This is a genomic window from Phenylobacterium sp. P4_E10, assembly GCF_056401675.1.
In genome coordinates this window covers 35125-48273 of sequence record NZ_JBFUIW010000016.1, presented here as the reverse complement: position 1 = coordinate 48273, position 13149 = coordinate 35125, and the positions used below count along the sequence as shown (strand labels likewise).

Sequence of the window (13149 nt, the reverse complement as noted above, 5' to 3'; positions counted from 1 at the left end):
TGGGGCGGCTCCTGAGGGAGCCGCCCTATTTTTTTGCGCCGCCCATCTCCGTCGCCCGCCGCGCGTAGCAGGCGTCCCAGTAGGGCTCACCGCCAAACCGTTCGAGCAGCAGTTCGGTCAGGGCCCGCACCTTGGCCGGCATGTGCCCGGCCGGCGGCGGCCGCACCACGTAGAGCCCGGCCTCCGGCATCGGAAAGTCCAGCAGAAGCGGCACGACCGCGCCGGAATCGATCGCCGGCCCCACCAGGAAGGTGGGGGCCATGCCGATCCCCAGCCCGGCCTTCACCGCCTCGACGATGGCGTGGCCGTTGTCGATGCGCACCCGGCCCTCCGGCCGGATCGAGATGCCCTTGCGGCCCTCGAGAAATCGCCAGGTCTCGGCGCCGTAGATCACCGCCTCGTGGTTGTTCAGATCCTCGGGCCGGCGCGGCGCGCCGTGTTCGGCCAGGTAGGCGGGGCTGGCGAACATCACCGTCTTGATCGGCGCGATCTTGCGGGCGATCAGGCTGGAGTCCTGCAGCGATCCGATCCGGATCGCCGCATCGAAGCGCTCGCCGATCATGTCGACGAACCGGTCGCTATAGGCCACGTCCAGCGACAGCTTTGGATGCCGCACCGCCAGCTCGGCCAGCACCGCGGCCAAGTGGGTGATCCCGAACGACAGCGGCGCTGAGATCCGTAGCGATCCGATCAGGTCCTCGCCCTGCTGGGCCAGGTCGTCGCGCGCCGCCTCCAGCTCGGCCAGCACCCGCTCGGCCCGGTCCTTGAACGCCAGGCCCGCCTCGGTCACCGCGACTCCGCGAGTGGTGCGGCTGAGCAGCTGCGCGCCGAGCTGTCCCTCCAGCCGCGCCACGCGACGGCTGACGATCGACTTCGACACCCCCAGCCGCTGGCCGGCGCGGCCGAAGCCGCCGGCCTCGGCCACCTCGACAAAGGCCTGGATGTCTTCGATGTCGAACATTGGCGTTCCATTTTTTGCAACAGATTAGCGCAAAAATGGCGGCTACTGTTGCGGCATTCAAGACGGCATCTCTGTCGGCGTCAACTTCACCAACGCCCTGGAGGGTGTCATGTCGAACATTCTGGTCCTCAACAGCAGCTCCGCCGGCGAAGCCTCGGTCTCGCGCCTTCTGGTCGCCGACGCCGTCGCCGAACTCACCGATCGCGATCCGGCCGCCAAGGTCGTGTTCCGCGATCTCGCCGCCGATCCGGTGCCGCACCTGCTGCCGTCCACCATCAACGGCGTCCGCGGCCAGGCGGTCACGCCGCCCGAGCTGGAAGCCCGCGCCCTGTCGGACAAGCTGATCGCCGAGCTGCGCGCCGCCGACACCATCGTCATCGGGGCGCCGATGTACAATTTCAGCGTCCCGACCACCCTGCGCACCTGGTTCGACCACGTGCTCCGGGCCGGCGAGACCTTCCGCTACTCCGAAGCCGGCCCTGAGGGCCTGCTGACCGGCAAGCGGGTGATCGTGGTCGAGAGCCGCGGCGGTCTCTACAGCGAAGGTCCGGCCGTGGGCCTGGACTTCCAGGAGCCCTACCTGCGCCAGTTGCTGGGCTTCGTCGGTCTGAGCGACGTCACCTTCGTCCGCGCCGAAAAGATCGGCTATGGCCCCGACGCCCGTGATCAGGCGGTCGCCGACAGCCGCGCCGTCCTGGCGAAGATCGCCGCCTAAGGCTTCTTTTCTCCCCCCTTCAGGGGGAGGAAAGCCAACGCCGTCAGCCTCACGGTTGGCGGCGTTTCTCCGTCTGGTGTCGGCCGGATGTCGCCTTATTGGCGGGCTTCTGGCAGGCTGTTGGCGGGTTGCTGGCGTGGCGTGGCGGCGTGGCGGCCCGGCAAGGTCGGGGTGATCTCCGACGAGGACGTGAACATGCTGATCCAGAAACTGCGGCTGCAACGCGGCTGGTCCCAAGAGCAGTTGGCCGAGGTGTCCGGCGTCAGCGTGCGCACCATTCAGCGGCTCGAGCGCGGCCAGCCCGGCAGCCTTGAAACGCTGAAAGCCCTCGCGGTGGTCTTCGAGATCGACCTCAACCGTCTCCAGGAGCCCGCCATGGACGCCACTCGACCCGACTTGCCGCGCGATGTCCGCCCCGACGAAGCCCTCGCCCTCGCCCACGTGCGCAAGGTGAAGGCCTTCTACATCCACCTGACCCAGTACCTGATCGTCATCCCGATCCTGGCCGCCATCAACCTGCTGACCTATCGCGAGTACCTGTGGTTCGTCTGGCCGGCGCTCGGCTGGGGCATGGGCGTCGCCGCCCACGGCCTGACCGTGTTCAGCGGGGCCAGAGTGTTCGACGGCGCCTGGGAAAAGCGTCAGGTCGAGAAGTACCTCGGCCGCGACCTCTAGGCCGCGTCAGACTCCACGTCGCATGAACACGCGCGCGGTCTCGTCCAGGCCGCGCGCTTCGTGTTCCGCCCGGATCTGCGACATGCCGGGCGTCAGGCTCTCGACCACGTCGAAGCCCAGCCGCGCATAGTACGGCGCGTTGAACGGAACATCCTTGAAGGTCGACAGGGTCAGGGCCGCCAGCCCCCGCCCGCGGGCGATGTCCGCCACCGCATCCAGCAGGCCAGCCCCGATCCCGCGCCGCGCGTGGCTGGGCAGCACGTCGATCTGTTCAACATAGGCGCAGCCCTCCGCCTCGCGGAACATCACGAAGGCGACCGGCGCCCCGACATCGTCGGCGACCAGCAGCCCGTCGGCCTCGATCCGCTCGCGCAAAGTCGCGGCGTCGGTCGGCTCGTCCTCGGCCAGCTCGGCCCGCGCGGTCCCGACAAACCGGGTGGCGGAAGTGCGCTCGATCTCGCGGACAGCCTCGATCTCGGCGGCGCGCGCAGGACGGATTTGGGTCATGTGGGAACGCGTTCGGCTCGCCGATCGGCTCGGCTCGCACTACATAGGCCGGGAAAGAGGAAGCCGCCATGCAGACCCCCCGCCTGATCTACTTCGCCGATCCGATGTGCTCGTGGTGCTACGGCTTCTCGCCGGTCATCGCCCAGATCCGGCAGACCTTCGGCCGCGCCCTGCCGATCGAGGTGGTGATGGGCGGCCTGCGGCCCGGCAACGACAAGCCGACCTCCGAACAGGCCAAGACTGAGCTGAAGGTCCACTGGGAGCACGTCCACGAGGCCACCGGCCTGCCGTTCGACGACGCGGTCCTCGACCGGCCGGGGTTCCTCTATGACACCGATCCAGCCGCCCGCGCGGTGGTCCGCGTCCGCCGCCACGACGGCGAGAAGGCGCTGCTGTTCCTGCGCCGCCTGCACCACGCCTTCTATGCCGAGAACAAGGACGTCACGAAGCCGGAGGTGCTGGCCGACCTTGCCGCTGAGTTCGGAGTCGAGCGCGACGCCTTCCTCGCCGACTTCGACACCGACGACCTCAAGCACGAGACCTGGAACGACTACGCGACCAGCCAGCGAGCCGGCGTCACCGGCTTCCCGACCCTGGTCGGCGGCCCGAACGAGGAAGGCCACTACGGCATCGTGACCCGCGGCTTCCAGCCGGCCGCCCCGGTGATGAACGTGCTGCACGCCTGGCTGGGGACGGCGCCCGAACCGACTACTCCAGGGTAAAGCCGACCTTCAGCAGCACCTGGTAGTGGGCGACCTTGCCGTCCTCCACGTGTCCACGGACCTGCTCGACCTCGAACCAGCGGATGTTGCGCACCGTAGCGCTGGCCTTGCCGATCGCGGTCGAGATCGCGTCCTCGACGCCGCTCGCCGACGAGCCGGCCAGTTCCAGGATCTTGTAGACGTTGTCGTCGGCCATGGCCGTTCTCCCTGTTTCCAGGGAGAACGAGCCGCGCTGTGGGAGAGTTGCTAGGCCACCAATTCCTCCCTCTTTGGGGGAGGTGGCTCGGCGCGTAGCGCCCAGACGGAGGGGGCCTGCTGAGTCAGCAATCCCCCTCAGTCAGCCATTCGGCTGACAGCTCCCCCAGCGGGGGAGCAATTGTCTCCTCTAACCCGGAACCTGGTCCAGGAAGCCCGTCACCGACTTCAGCCGCCCGTCCTCGACGCGGACGTAGTCGGTGCCCTTGATCGGCGCCTCGGCGCCGTCCGGGCCCAGACCCCAGGAGAAGCGGACGTGCTCGCCATGGCCGTCCGGCCGGCCGAGCAGCGCAAAGCGGAACTCGGGGAACCGCTCCTGGACGCCGGCGATCAGGGCGTCGACGCCTGCATGCCCGGCCACCGCGGCCAGCGGGTCGACATAGGTCGCATCCGCAGTCCAGGTGTCGGCGATCATCGCCCGGCGCGCGGCGGCGTCGGTCTCGTTCCAAGCGGCGATATAGGTTTCGGCGATGTCGAAGGGGATGCTCATCGGGGGTCTCCGTTGTTGACGCCCCGACCTTGCCGCCCCCGCGGCCGCTCCGCGATTACCCGCCAGGTAACTTGCCCGCCTCTCGGCGGGCGCCTAGCGTCAGGCGCAGGACAGGGAGCGCCATCGATGATCAAGCTGACCTTCGCCCTGGTGCGCTTGCCGCACCTCAGCCGCGAGCAGTTCCAGGACTATTGGCTGAACACCCACGCCCCACTGGTCGCCAGCGTGCGCGAGGCGCTGCGCATCCGCCGCTATGTGCAGTTGCATAGCCTGCCGGCCGAGGTCTCCGAAACCCTGCGCCAGGCGCGCCGCGGACCCGAAGGTTTCGACGGCGTCGCCCAGCTCTGGTGGGACAGTTTCGAGGATATGGCCGGGACCAGCGACGAGGCCGCGCGCACGGCGGGCGCCCTGCTGCTCGAGGACGAGAAGCGATTTATCGACCTTTCCCGCTCGCCCCTGTGGTGGGGAACTGAACGGGTTATCTTTTGATGCGTTTGGAAAAGAAGAGGCGCTCCCGGTGCGAAACCGGAAGCGCCTCTCTTGGCCTGTCCCCACAGGCTGACCTCGTCGCCGATTCGGCGCCGCGTCGATAACTCGTGGCGCCTTTATGGCCGACCCTCTGAGTCGTTCCAATTATCATTCTTGTCGCAGTTGTTCCGCACGCGGAATTGCCACCGCGCGTGGCGCCAACAACACCCTACTCTTGGTAGAGCTTCGGCGCTTTACGCCGCGCGGTCGCGCGCCTTCCCGCGATGGCCGAAGCCGCCCTCGCCGTGACCGCCAAGGCTTGAGAACCGCGCCTCCTCGGCCTTGTGGAAGTATTGCGAGGCGACCAGCCAGGCCTTGACCGGGCGCAGACCGCCCAGGCAACCGGCGATCAGCGCCGGGAACACCGTCACCGCGTGGACCCACATTGGCGGGTGATAGACGATCTCCACCCAGGTGAAGACGGCGATCACCAGCATGCCGACACCGCTCATCACGAAGAAAGCCGGGCCGTCTGCAGGATCGGCGAATGAAAAGTCGAGGCCGCAGACCTCGCAGTTGTCCGCGACCTTCAGGAAGCCGCTGAACAGGCGCCCCTCGCCGCAGCGCGGGCAGCGGCAGCGCAGTCCGGCGACGATCGGCGGCGGCGGGGTGTAGATGGGGGCGGGCATGGCGATCTGTCCTGCATACAATTGTTGTATTGATGCCTACAATCTGCAATAAATGTATGCATATGAGCCCTGGAACGCAAGCATGACCACCACGCCCTGGCTGCGCCGCGTCGATCGCACCGACGGTCCGATCTACCTGGCCCTGCTGCGCGCGCTGGAGGCGGCCATCGCCGAAGGCGAACTGCAGGCCGGCGACCAGTTGCCGCCGCAGCGGGCGGTCGCCGCCGAGCTCGGCGTCGACTTCACCACCGTCACCCGCGCCTACACCGCCGCCCGAGCCCGCGGCCTTGTCGAGGGCGCGGTGGGCCGCGGCACCTTCGTCGCCGGCCGCGCGGCGGAGGACGAGGCCGGGCTGGTCGACCTCTCGATGAACCTGCCCCCGCCGCCCAGGGGCCTGTCGCTCGGCAAGCTGCTGAAGGACGCCGCCCAGCAGGTTCTGGAGCGCACCGACGCCCAGGCGCTGATGGCCTACCACCCGGCCGGCGGCTCGCTGGGCCAGCGCAGCGCCGGCGCGACCTGGCTCGCGCCCTGCCTGGGCGAGGTCGATCCGGCCCGCATCCTGGTGACGCCGGGCGCCCAGCCGGCCCTGGCCGCCATCCTCGGCCTGCTGGCCAGGCCGGGCGACGCGGTGATCTGCGAGCCCCTGACCTTTCCCGGCATGCGCGCCCTGGCCGCGCACATGGACCTGCGGCTGGTCCCCTGCCCGGTCGACGCCGAGGGTTTCGAGCCGGACGCCTTGGCCAGGCTGTGCGCGCAATTCGCACCCAAGCTGATCTACTGCATTCCCACCCTGCAGAACCCGGTCGCCACCACCATGGGCGTCGAGCGCCGCCGGGAAGTCGCGCAAGTCGCCCGAACGGCCGGGGTCGCCATCCTCGAGGACGACGCCTATGGCCGGCTGCCGGCCGCGCCGCTGCCCGCTCTCGCCAGCTTCGCGCCCGAGGTCACCTGGCATGTCGCCACAACGGCCAAGGCGCTGACGCCGGGCCTGCGCATCGCCTACGCCGTCGCCCCGGACGCAGCCCGCGCGCAGATGCTGGCCCAGGCCCTGCGCGCCACCACCCTGATGGCCGCCCCCCTCAGCGCCGCCATCGTCACCGCCTGGATCCGCGACGGGACCGCCGAGAAGGTGTTGGCCGGCGTGCGCGCCGAGGCCGCCGAACGTCAGGCCATCGCCCGCCGCATCCTGCCCGGGGCCAGCGGCGGGGCCGAGGGCATCCACCTATGGCTCGACCTGCCGCAGGCCGGCCCGCGCCTCAACGACGCCGCCCAGGCCCGCGGCCTCTCGCTGGTCAGCGCCGAAGCCTTCGCCGTCGGCCGCCCCCACCGCGAAGGCCTGCGCCTGTCGCTCGGCGGCCCCGGCAAACAGGCGGTGCTGGAAAGGGCCCTGCGAGGCGTCGCCGAACTGCTGAACGGCGCGCCGGACCGGCGGCTGGTGGTGTGAACCGGCGCAGTTCCTCTCCCGCTGGGGGAGGTGGCTCGATGCATGGCATCGAGACGGAGGGGGTCAGCCGACTCGATAGTCCCCCTCAGTCAGCCGTTCAGCTGACAGCTCCCCCGGCGGGGGAGCAACTAAGAGAAGCCGCGCCTCACCCCGGAAACGTCAGGTATCCCCGCTCGACCATGCGCCGCATGGCCTCGTAGGCTTCGGTGAGCTCCTCGAAGGCGCTGCGCAGCCGGGCCAGCTTGGCGATCTGCTCAGGGGTGAGCGGGTGCGGGGTTCCGGTCAGGGCCAAGGCCTCGGCCACCCACTGGCTGCGCGCCAAGGCTGCAGCCACAGCCAGCTTCTGGAACTTGCCGGCGTCGGCCTGGCCCAGCACCTGGCCGATCACCTCGCGGTTGGAAGCGTAGGCCGTGTAGTCGATCTGTTCGATATGGCCGCGCAGCCGGCGCTGCGCCTGGGGATCGAGCGCCGCCTCGGGCTCGAAGTGGTCGTTGGTCCGCCGCACGCTCGACGTCCGCGTCACCGACATGCCGACCTCCGGTCGCAATGACCCTCGGGGATGGAGGGCCCGTCCAGTCTGTCGGCCGACGACTTAAGGGCGCGTTGACGCCGCCCGATGGGGCGTTTTCCTCCCCCCCGTCCCACGAACACCCGATTGGCCGCGCCCTCGCCTGGCGCGAGGCTAGCCCCATGACCGAGCCCCTGCCCTCCTGGAAGGACGGCGCCGCCCGCCGCGCCATTCTCGACTTCGTCGCCGCCGTCACCGCCGAGGGCGGCCCCGACTATCGCCCGCCGGCCGAGCGCATCGCGGTGTTCGACAACGACGGCACCCTCTGGTGCGAGCAGCCGCTGCAGGTCCAGGTGCTGTTCAGCCACGACCGCGCCGCCGCCATGGCCAAGGCCGATCCGACGCTGCTGGAGAAGCCGGCCTTCAAGGCCTTCCTCACCCACGACCTGGCGGCCATCAAGGAGCTCGGCAAGCAGGGCGTCTTCGAGTTCGCCTTCGCCGTTCACGCCGGCATGGCCGTCGACGCCTTCCAGGACACCGTGCGCGACTGGCTGGCCAGCGCCAGCCACCCCAAGCTCGACCGGCCCTACACCCAGGTCGTCTATCAGCCGCAGATCGAGCTGCTGGCCTATCTGCGCGCCAATGGCTTCAAGACCTTCATCGTCTCCGGCGGCGGCATCGACTTCATGCGGGCCTTCGCCGAGGCGGTCTATGGCATCCCGCCCGAACAGGTGATCGGCTCGAGCGTCCAGACCAAACTCTCCGACGATGGCCGCGAGCTGATCAAGCAGCCGGCGCTCGGCAGCTTCGACGACCGGGCGGTGAAGCCCCAGAATATCTGGCTGCACATCGGCCGCCGCCCGATCCTGGCCGTCGGCAATTCCGACGGCGACCAGGCCATGCTGCGCTATAGCCTCGCCGGTCCCGGCCGCCGCCTGGCGCTGCTGGTGCATCACGACGACAATGAGCGCGAGACCGCCTACGACCGCGACTTCCGGCTCAGTCCGCTGACCGACACCCTCGACCGCGCCGCCGAGTTCGGCATCCAGGTGGTCAGCGTCAAGAACGACTGGGGCCAGGTCTTCCCGGCGAACTGATTCCGCTCTCGGGCGCTTAGGTTCCTTCACATTGAAGGGATCACACCGATGCGCAACACGATGCTCGCTCTCTCCGCCTTCGCCGCTCTGGGCCTCACTGCCTGCGGCAGCCCGGCCGACAAGGCCGCCGACGCCAAGGCCGATTCGGTCGAGGCGCAGGGCGAAATGAAGGCCGACGCTCTGGAAACCCAGGCCGACGCCACCCGTGACGCCGCCCAAGGCCAAGGCGCCGCGGTCGAAGCCGCCGCCGACGCAAAGGCCGACGCCATGGAACAGAAGGCCGACGTGGTCGAACAGAAGGCCGACGCCAAGGCCGAGGCGATCGAGAAGAAGTAGCGGTCGCCGCCCGCTCTGCGGTTGGCAAGGACGGCGTGGAAGGTTAAGTGGCCGCCATGAGCGACACCCGCCCGACCACGCCGCCCGACCGCCTGTCCGTCAACCCGAACAGCCCGCACTACGACGCCGACGCGTTGGAGCGCGGCGTCGGCGTCCGCTTCAAGGGCGTCGAAAAGACCAATGTCGACGAATACTGCGTCAGCGAAGGCTGGGTGCGGCTCAGCGTCGGCAAGACGGTCGACCGCAAGGGCAACGCCATGACCGTGAAGCTGCAGGGCGACGTCGAGCCCTACTTCCAGGACACCGCCGAGTAGCTCGCGCTCGCTACGGGCGCTGACGACCCGACAGCGCCTGCACCTCTTCCGGCGTCAGCGCCGTGATGCCCGAGACCGTACAGCGCTGCCGCCCCGAGGGGCCGCGGGTCACCAGCGTCGTGCCCAGCCCGGAGCCGGCGCAGATGGTGGAGCTGCCGCGGGTGACCAGCGCCATGCCGCTGGTCCAGGTCGCGTCCCGGCAGGGCGACATCAGGTCGATCCGGAAGAACTCGTTGACCCCCACGCGGATGTTCACGGTTCGGGTGTCGACCGGGGCGAACGAGCTGACGCTCGAAGCGAAGAAGCACCGCCGATTTGTGTTCGCCGTGCTCTCGGGCGGCTCGTCGCTGCTGCTCGCGCAGCCCGCCAACAGCGTTGCGCCGAGAACGGTCAGCCAGCCCACTGCCCGAGGCATCGATCAACTCCTGCATGACCACAGTCACGTTCGCTCGATTAACGCGACTGCTCCCCTGCTGGTTCAGCACAGCTCGGCAGATCGTTTAGTGCGGCCCTGAGAGGCAGTGCAGGTCGTCGGCCACATAGGCCGAGCCGTAGCTCTTGCGCCCGCCGGCCTGCAGCCTGCGAACCGCGGCCTTGCGGGCAGCCTGGCCGAACAGCTCCTGCGCCCACAGCAGCCAGCCGAACGGAACGTCCTTATGCAACCTGTGAAGTTCTTCCATGACAATACCCGTCCATTTCTCTTGTCTTGGAACGGATCATCGAACGAACGACGATAGATGACAAACGCGTCCTCCTGCTCTATGCATAAGTCTGCCTTATGTCTGACATTCTCGCCTCCATCCCCCTCAGCGCCATCCGTGTGTTCGAATCCGCCGCGCGGCTGAAGAGCTTCACCCGCGCCGCCGAGGAGCTGGGCGTCAGCCAGGCGGCGGTCAGCTGGCAGGTGAAGGCGTTGGAGCGTCGGCTCGACCAGGCGCTGTTCCTGCGCCTGCCCCGCGAAGTCGCCCTCACCGCCTCCGGCGAACGGTTGTCGCGCGCGGCCAGCGAGGCGATGAGCGCCCTGCGCACCGCCCTCTCCGACCTGACCGAGACCGGCGAAGGCGTGCTGGCCATCACCACCGTCCACACGGTCGCCACCCAGTGGCTGGCCCCGCGCATCGGCGGCTTCCAGCTCTCGCATCCGAAGATCGCGGTGCGGCTCGACACGTCAGGCCAGCTGATCGACCTGACCCGCGAGAACATCGACGTCGCCATCCGCAGCGGCGGCGGCCGCTGGCCAGGGCTCGAGGCCGACTACCTGCTGCCGCACATCCACGCGCCGCTCTGCACGCCGCAGCTGCGCGACCAGTTGGGCGGCCTGTCGCGGCCCGAGGACCTGCTGAGCGCCCCGCTGATCGGCGCGCCCGAGGAGTGGGCGGTGTGGTTCGCCGCCGCCGGCGTCGGGCCCCAGGGCCAGGCGGTCGCCCCGCCCCGGCTGGCCGGCGACAGCCAAACGCTCGAGGTCGGGGCGGCGCTGGGCGGCCAGGGCGTCGCCCTCGCCTCCCCGATCCTGTTCGCCGGCGACATCGCCTCCGGTCGCCTGGTCTGCCCGTTCGAGGCCTACGCCCACTATGGCGAAGGCTACTGGCTGGCCTATCCAGCCGACCGCAAGCGCGCGCCGAAGATCCGCGCCTTCCGCGACTGGCTGCTGGCCTGCATCGCCGACGACCAAGTGCTCAAGCGCTACCCGCGCCGCGGGTCCTGAGCCGGGCTAGGCCAGGGTCCGCACCTTCGGTTCACGCTCCCACTGCCGGGTGCTGGCCGGAGCGATGAAGCCGTCCGCGCCGCCGGCCAGATCAACGATCCCGGCGTCTGGCTGTACGCCGGCCTTATCGAGCAACGGCTTGGCCTCGGCGGTGAAGCCGATGGCCTTGAGGTGGACGAAGGCGTTGCTGGCGAAGTCGCACGCCGCGCTCTCCTTCAGCAGCGCCGCGCATCCCTCGGCCGACACCACCATGGCGGCCGCGTCGAACAGCACCGAGGGCGAACCGGCGAGCTGGCCGTCGGCCTTCAGCGGCTTGCCGTCCTTCAGGGTCACGCCGCCGATCTTCGGCGCGATGATCTTCACCGCGCCGCCGGCGGCCTCTACCGCCTTGCGCAGGCCCGCGATCACCGCCCCGTCGGCCCCGTCCGTCACGAGCACGCCGACCGTGCGGCCGGTCAGGCTGTCGGGGTACTTCCCGATGATGCGCAGGCCGGGCGAGGGCTTCATGTCCTGCGGCTCGGCGGCCGCCTTGGACTTCGCCGGCAACTCCATGGCCAGGCCCGCGGCAACCCGCTTGGCCAGGTCCTCGTCGACATTGCGCAGGTTGGCTAGCACCCGCAGGCGGATGGCTTCGATCATTACCTTCGACAATTCGAAGACCAGGGCGCTGGCCAGGTGCGCCTGCTCGATCGGGCTCTGCGAGCGGAAGAACAGCCGTGCGTGGCTGTAGTGGTCGGCGAAGGTCTCGGCGCGCAGCCGCACCTTGGTCTCCGTCAACGGCAGGGCGAAGCTTCGGAAGCCGCCCTGCGGGTCTTCCCGCGGGCCGCCGGTCTCGCCATGCTCGGCCAGGCTGTTGGGCTCGTAGTTGGCCCGGCCCTTGGGAACCTGCGTCTGCATCTTGCCGTCGCGCTGCAGGTTCTGGAACGGGCATCCCTTGGCGCTGTTGATCGGGATCTGGTGGAAATTGACCGTCCCCAGCCGCGACAGCTGGGTGTCCTGGTAGGAGAACAGTCGCCCCTGCAGCAGCGGGTCCTCCGAGAAGTCCACGCCGGGCGGCACGTTGGTCGGCAGGAACGCCGCCTGCTCGGTTTCGGCGAAGAAGTTGTCCGGGTTGCGGTCCAGCACCAGGCGCCCGACCACCCGGATCGGGACCATTTCTTCCGGAATGACCTTGGTGGCGTCGAGGATGTCGAACGGCAAGGCGTCGGCCTGCGCCTGGGTCAGCAGCTGCACGCCGAACTCCCACTCGGGGAAGTCGCCGTGCGAGATCGCCTCGAACAGGTCGCGGCGGTGATAGTCGGGATCGGCGCCGGCGATCTTCACCGCCTCGTCCCAGCAGGTCGACTGCAGGCCAAGCTTCGGCCGCCAGTGGAACTTCACGAAGGTCGGGTTGTCGTTCTCGTCCAGCAGCCGGAATGTATTGACCCCGAACCCCTCCATCGTCCGGAATGACCGGGGAATGGCGCGGTCGGACATCGCCCACATGATCATATGGGTGGTTTCCGGCATCAGTCCGACGAAGTCCCAGAAGGTGTCGTGGGCGCTGGCGGACTGCGGATATCCCTTGTCGGCCTCCATCTTCACCGAATGCACCAGGTCCGGAAACTTGATCGCATCCTGGATGAAGAACACCGGGATGTTGTTGCCGACAAGGTCCCAGTTGCCCTCCTTGGTGTAGAGCTTCACCGCAAAGCCGCGCACGTCGCGCGGGGTGTCCACCGACCCGGCGCCGCCGGCCACGGTCGAGAAGCGGACGAACACTTCGGTCTTCTCCCCGACCTCCGTCAGCACCTTGGCCCGCGTCACGTCGGCCAGCGACTCCGTCAGCTCGAAGTACCCGTGCGCCGCTGATCCGCGCGCATGGACGATACGTTCCGGAATACGTTCGTGGTCGAAGTGCTGGATCTTCTCGCGAAGCACGAAGTCTTCGAGCAGGGTCGGCCCACGCCGGCCGCCCTTCAGGCTGTTCTGGTTGTCGCTGACCGGAACGCCATGGTTCGTGGTGATCCGCGCGTCGGGCGCCGAGGCGCTCTGGTGGGTCTCGCCGCCCGCGCCGACCGTAGTGGCGATCGGCTGCTTGTCGTCATTGGGCTTCGCCATGACTTCTCGTTCCTGCTGTGTGGGGTGCAGCAGAAACGCGGGCCTCACGCTTCGGTCGCAGGCCGCTTCAAAAGAAGCAGAGTCGGCCCTTTTTGGGCCGTGGCGTCCGTTCACCGCATCATCACGACAGTTCGTCGCGTAAATCATGCCATCTGTCGCATGA

18 protein-coding genes are annotated in these 13149 nt (G+C 68.8%); 9 read left to right on the top strand and 9 right to left on the bottom strand.

All coding sequences use genetic code 11. The annotated features are described in order from the left end of the window. Positions 1–25: 25 nt before the first annotated feature. On the bottom strand, positions 26–961 hold the full coding sequence (locus AC1DQJ_RS17225; protein ID WP_477605500.1) for a LysR family transcriptional regulator: 936 nt from the start codon (positions 959–961) through the stop codon (positions 26–28). A gap of 109 nt (positions 962–1070) precedes the next feature. Between AC1DQJ_RS17225 and AC1DQJ_RS17220 the strand changes: the two genes are divergently transcribed. Both AC1DQJ_RS17220 and AC1DQJ_RS17215 read left to right on the top strand, forming a co-directional pair. Next, positions 1071–1676 (top strand): FMN-dependent NADH-azoreductase, encoded by a 606-nt coding sequence (locus tag AC1DQJ_RS17220; RefSeq protein ID WP_477605498.1) that lies wholly within the window; start codon positions 1071–1073, stop codon positions 1674–1676. Positions 1677–1817: 141 nt separating this feature from the next. Beyond that, positions 1818–2351 carry a 2TM domain-containing protein gene (locus AC1DQJ_RS17215; RefSeq protein WP_477605496.1) on the top strand — a complete coding sequence of 178 codons (534 nt, stop codon included), beginning with the start codon at positions 1818–1820 and terminating at the stop codon, positions 2349–2351. A gap of 6 nt (positions 2352–2357) precedes the next feature. Here the strand turns inward: AC1DQJ_RS17215 and AC1DQJ_RS17210 are convergent, their stop codons facing one another. Next, positions 2358–2858 carry a GNAT family N-acetyltransferase gene (locus AC1DQJ_RS17210; RefSeq protein ID WP_477605494.1) on the bottom strand — a complete coding sequence of 167 codons (501 nt, stop codon included), beginning with the start codon at positions 2856–2858 and terminating at the stop codon, positions 2358–2360. Between the two features lie 68 nt (positions 2859–2926). Here AC1DQJ_RS17210 and AC1DQJ_RS17205 point away from each other — a divergent pair, with 68 nt between their 5' ends. Then, a complete protein-coding gene (locus AC1DQJ_RS17205) occupies positions 2927–3580 on the top strand; it encodes a DsbA family protein (RefSeq protein WP_477605492.1) in 654 nt (217 codons plus the stop codon). Here AC1DQJ_RS17205 and AC1DQJ_RS17200 read toward each other — a convergent pair. Both AC1DQJ_RS17200 and AC1DQJ_RS17195 read right to left on the bottom strand, forming a co-directional pair. Then, positions 3567–3776: a dodecin gene (locus tag AC1DQJ_RS17200; protein ID WP_477605490.1), complete on the bottom strand. Its 210-nt coding sequence runs from the start codon at positions 3774–3776 to the stop codon at positions 3567–3569. The genes AC1DQJ_RS17205 and AC1DQJ_RS17200 overlap by 14 nt on opposite strands. Before the next feature lie 189 nt (positions 3777–3965). Then, entirely contained in the window at positions 3966–4325 is a 360-nt protein-coding gene (locus tag AC1DQJ_RS17195; protein WP_477605488.1) for a nuclear transport factor 2 family protein, read from the bottom strand. A gap of 126 nt (positions 4326–4451) precedes the next feature. Here AC1DQJ_RS17195 and AC1DQJ_RS17190 point away from each other — a divergent pair, with 126 nt between their 5' ends. Then, positions 4452–4814 carry an EthD domain-containing protein gene (locus AC1DQJ_RS17190; RefSeq protein ID WP_477605486.1) on the top strand — a complete coding sequence of 121 codons (363 nt, stop codon included), beginning with the start codon at positions 4452–4454 and terminating at the stop codon, positions 4812–4814. Between the two features lie 233 nt (positions 4815–5047). Here the strand turns inward: AC1DQJ_RS17190 and AC1DQJ_RS17185 are convergent, their stop codons facing one another. After that, the gene (locus AC1DQJ_RS17185) at positions 5048–5482 is read right to left on the bottom strand and encodes a DUF983 domain-containing protein (protein WP_477605484.1); all 435 of its coding nucleotides are present in this window, start codon (positions 5480–5482) and stop codon (positions 5048–5050) included. Positions 5483–5564: 82 nt separating this feature from the next. On the opposite strand from AC1DQJ_RS17185, the gene AC1DQJ_RS17180 reads away from it, so the two are divergent. Next, positions 5565–6926 (top strand): aminotransferase-like domain-containing protein, encoded by a 1362-nt coding sequence (locus AC1DQJ_RS17180; protein ID WP_477605482.1) that lies wholly within the window; start codon positions 5565–5567, stop codon positions 6924–6926. A 145-nt stretch (positions 6927–7071) separates the two neighbouring features. On the opposite strand, the gene AC1DQJ_RS17175 is transcribed toward AC1DQJ_RS17180, so the two are convergent. Continuing rightward, a complete protein-coding gene (locus AC1DQJ_RS17175) occupies positions 7072–7455 on the bottom strand; it encodes a hypothetical protein (protein ID WP_477605480.1) in 384 nt (127 codons plus the stop codon). A gap of 161 nt (positions 7456–7616) precedes the next feature. Here AC1DQJ_RS17175 and AC1DQJ_RS17170 point away from each other — a divergent pair, with 161 nt between their 5' ends. Genes AC1DQJ_RS17170 through AC1DQJ_RS17160 form a run of 3 tightly spaced genes read left to right on the top strand, consistent with a single transcriptional unit; the run spans position 7617 to position 9181 of the window. Beyond that, the gene (locus AC1DQJ_RS17170) at positions 7617–8531 is read left to right on the top strand and encodes an HAD family hydrolase (protein ID WP_477605478.1); all 915 of its coding nucleotides are present in this window, start codon (positions 7617–7619) and stop codon (positions 8529–8531) included. 48 nt (positions 8532–8579) lie between these two features. Further along, entirely contained in the window at positions 8580–8867 is a 288-nt protein-coding gene (locus AC1DQJ_RS17165) for a hypothetical protein (protein WP_477605476.1), read from the top strand. Between the two features lie 56 nt (positions 8868–8923). Beyond that, entirely contained in the window at positions 8924–9181 is a 258-nt protein-coding gene (locus tag AC1DQJ_RS17160) for a DUF3297 family protein (RefSeq protein WP_477605474.1), read from the top strand. A gap of 10 nt (positions 9182–9191) precedes the next feature. Here the strand turns inward: AC1DQJ_RS17160 and AC1DQJ_RS17155 are convergent, their stop codons facing one another. Both AC1DQJ_RS17155 and AC1DQJ_RS17150 read right to left on the bottom strand, forming a co-directional pair. After that, positions 9192–9596: a DUF6491 family protein gene (locus AC1DQJ_RS17155; RefSeq protein WP_477605472.1), complete on the bottom strand. Its 405-nt coding sequence runs from the start codon at positions 9594–9596 to the stop codon at positions 9192–9194. Between the two features lie 85 nt (positions 9597–9681). After that, positions 9682–9861, bottom strand: a complete 180-nt coding sequence (locus AC1DQJ_RS17150) for a hypothetical protein (protein ID WP_477605470.1) — start codon at positions 9859–9861, stop codon at positions 9682–9684. 98 nt (positions 9862–9959) lie between these two features. Between AC1DQJ_RS17150 and AC1DQJ_RS17145 the strand changes: the two genes are divergently transcribed. Continuing rightward, a complete protein-coding gene (locus AC1DQJ_RS17145) occupies positions 9960–10886 on the top strand; it encodes a LysR substrate-binding domain-containing protein (protein ID WP_477605468.1) in 927 nt (308 codons plus the stop codon). Positions 10887–10892: 6 nt separating this feature from the next. On the opposite strand, the gene AC1DQJ_RS17140 is transcribed toward AC1DQJ_RS17145, so the two are convergent. Next, the gene (locus tag AC1DQJ_RS17140) at positions 10893–12986 is read right to left on the bottom strand and encodes a catalase (RefSeq protein ID WP_477605467.1); all 2094 of its coding nucleotides are present in this window, start codon (positions 12984–12986) and stop codon (positions 10893–10895) included. Positions 12987–13149: the final 163 nt, after the last annotated feature.

Excerpts from the sequence above, each read along its gene's own strand:
- AC1DQJ_RS17225 (WP_477605500.1), bottom strand. The coding sequence starts at position 961 with ATGTTCGACATCGAAGACATCCAGGCCTTTGTCGAGGTGGCCGAGGCC.
- AC1DQJ_RS17195 (WP_477605488.1), bottom strand. The coding sequence starts at position 4,325 with ATGAGCATCCCCTTCGACATCGCCGAAACCTATATCGCCGCTTGGAAC.
- AC1DQJ_RS17220 (WP_477605498.1), top strand. The coding sequence starts at position 1,071 with ATGTCGAACATTCTGGTCCTCAACAGCAGCTCCGCCGGCGAAGCCTCG.
- AC1DQJ_RS17170 (WP_477605478.1), top strand. The coding sequence starts at position 7,617 with ATGACCGAGCCCCTGCCCTCCTGGAAGGACGGCGCCGCCCGCCGCGCC.
- AC1DQJ_RS17210 (WP_477605494.1), bottom strand. The coding sequence starts at position 2,858 with ATGACCCAAATCCGTCCTGCGCGCGCCGCCGAGATCGAGGCTGTCCGC.
- AC1DQJ_RS17165 (WP_477605476.1), top strand. The coding sequence starts at position 8,580 with ATGCGCAACACGATGCTCGCTCTCTCCGCCTTCGCCGCTCTGGGCCTC.
- AC1DQJ_RS17155 (WP_477605472.1), bottom strand. The coding sequence starts at position 9,596 with ATGCCTCGGGCAGTGGGCTGGCTGACCGTTCTCGGCGCAACGCTGTTG.
- AC1DQJ_RS17205 (WP_477605492.1), top strand. The coding sequence starts at position 2,927 with ATGCAGACCCCCCGCCTGATCTACTTCGCCGATCCGATGTGCTCGTGG.
- AC1DQJ_RS17185 (WP_477605484.1), bottom strand. The coding sequence starts at position 5,482 with ATGCCCGCCCCCATCTACACCCCGCCGCCGCCGATCGTCGCCGGACTG.
- AC1DQJ_RS17160 (WP_477605474.1), top strand. The coding sequence starts at position 8,924 with ATGAGCGACACCCGCCCGACCACGCCGCCCGACCGCCTGTCCGTCAAC.
- AC1DQJ_RS17180 (WP_477605482.1), top strand. The coding sequence starts at position 5,565 with ATGACCACCACGCCCTGGCTGCGCCGCGTCGATCGCACCGACGGTCCG.
- AC1DQJ_RS17150 (WP_477605470.1), bottom strand. The coding sequence starts at position 9,861 with ATGGAAGAACTTCACAGGTTGCATAAGGACGTTCCGTTCGGCTGGCTG.
- AC1DQJ_RS17190 (WP_477605486.1), top strand. The coding sequence starts at position 4,452 with ATGATCAAGCTGACCTTCGCCCTGGTGCGCTTGCCGCACCTCAGCCGC.
- AC1DQJ_RS17140 (WP_477605467.1), bottom strand. The coding sequence starts at position 12,986 with ATGGCGAAGCCCAATGACGACAAGCAGCCGATCGCCACTACGGTCGGC.
- AC1DQJ_RS17145 (WP_477605468.1), top strand. The coding sequence starts at position 9,960 with ATGTCTGACATTCTCGCCTCCATCCCCCTCAGCGCCATCCGTGTGTTC.
- AC1DQJ_RS17175 (WP_477605480.1), bottom strand. The coding sequence starts at position 7,455 with ATGTCGGTGACGCGGACGTCGAGCGTGCGGCGGACCAACGACCACTTC.
- AC1DQJ_RS17200 (WP_477605490.1), bottom strand. The coding sequence starts at position 3,776 with ATGGCCGACGACAACGTCTACAAGATCCTGGAACTGGCCGGCTCGTCG.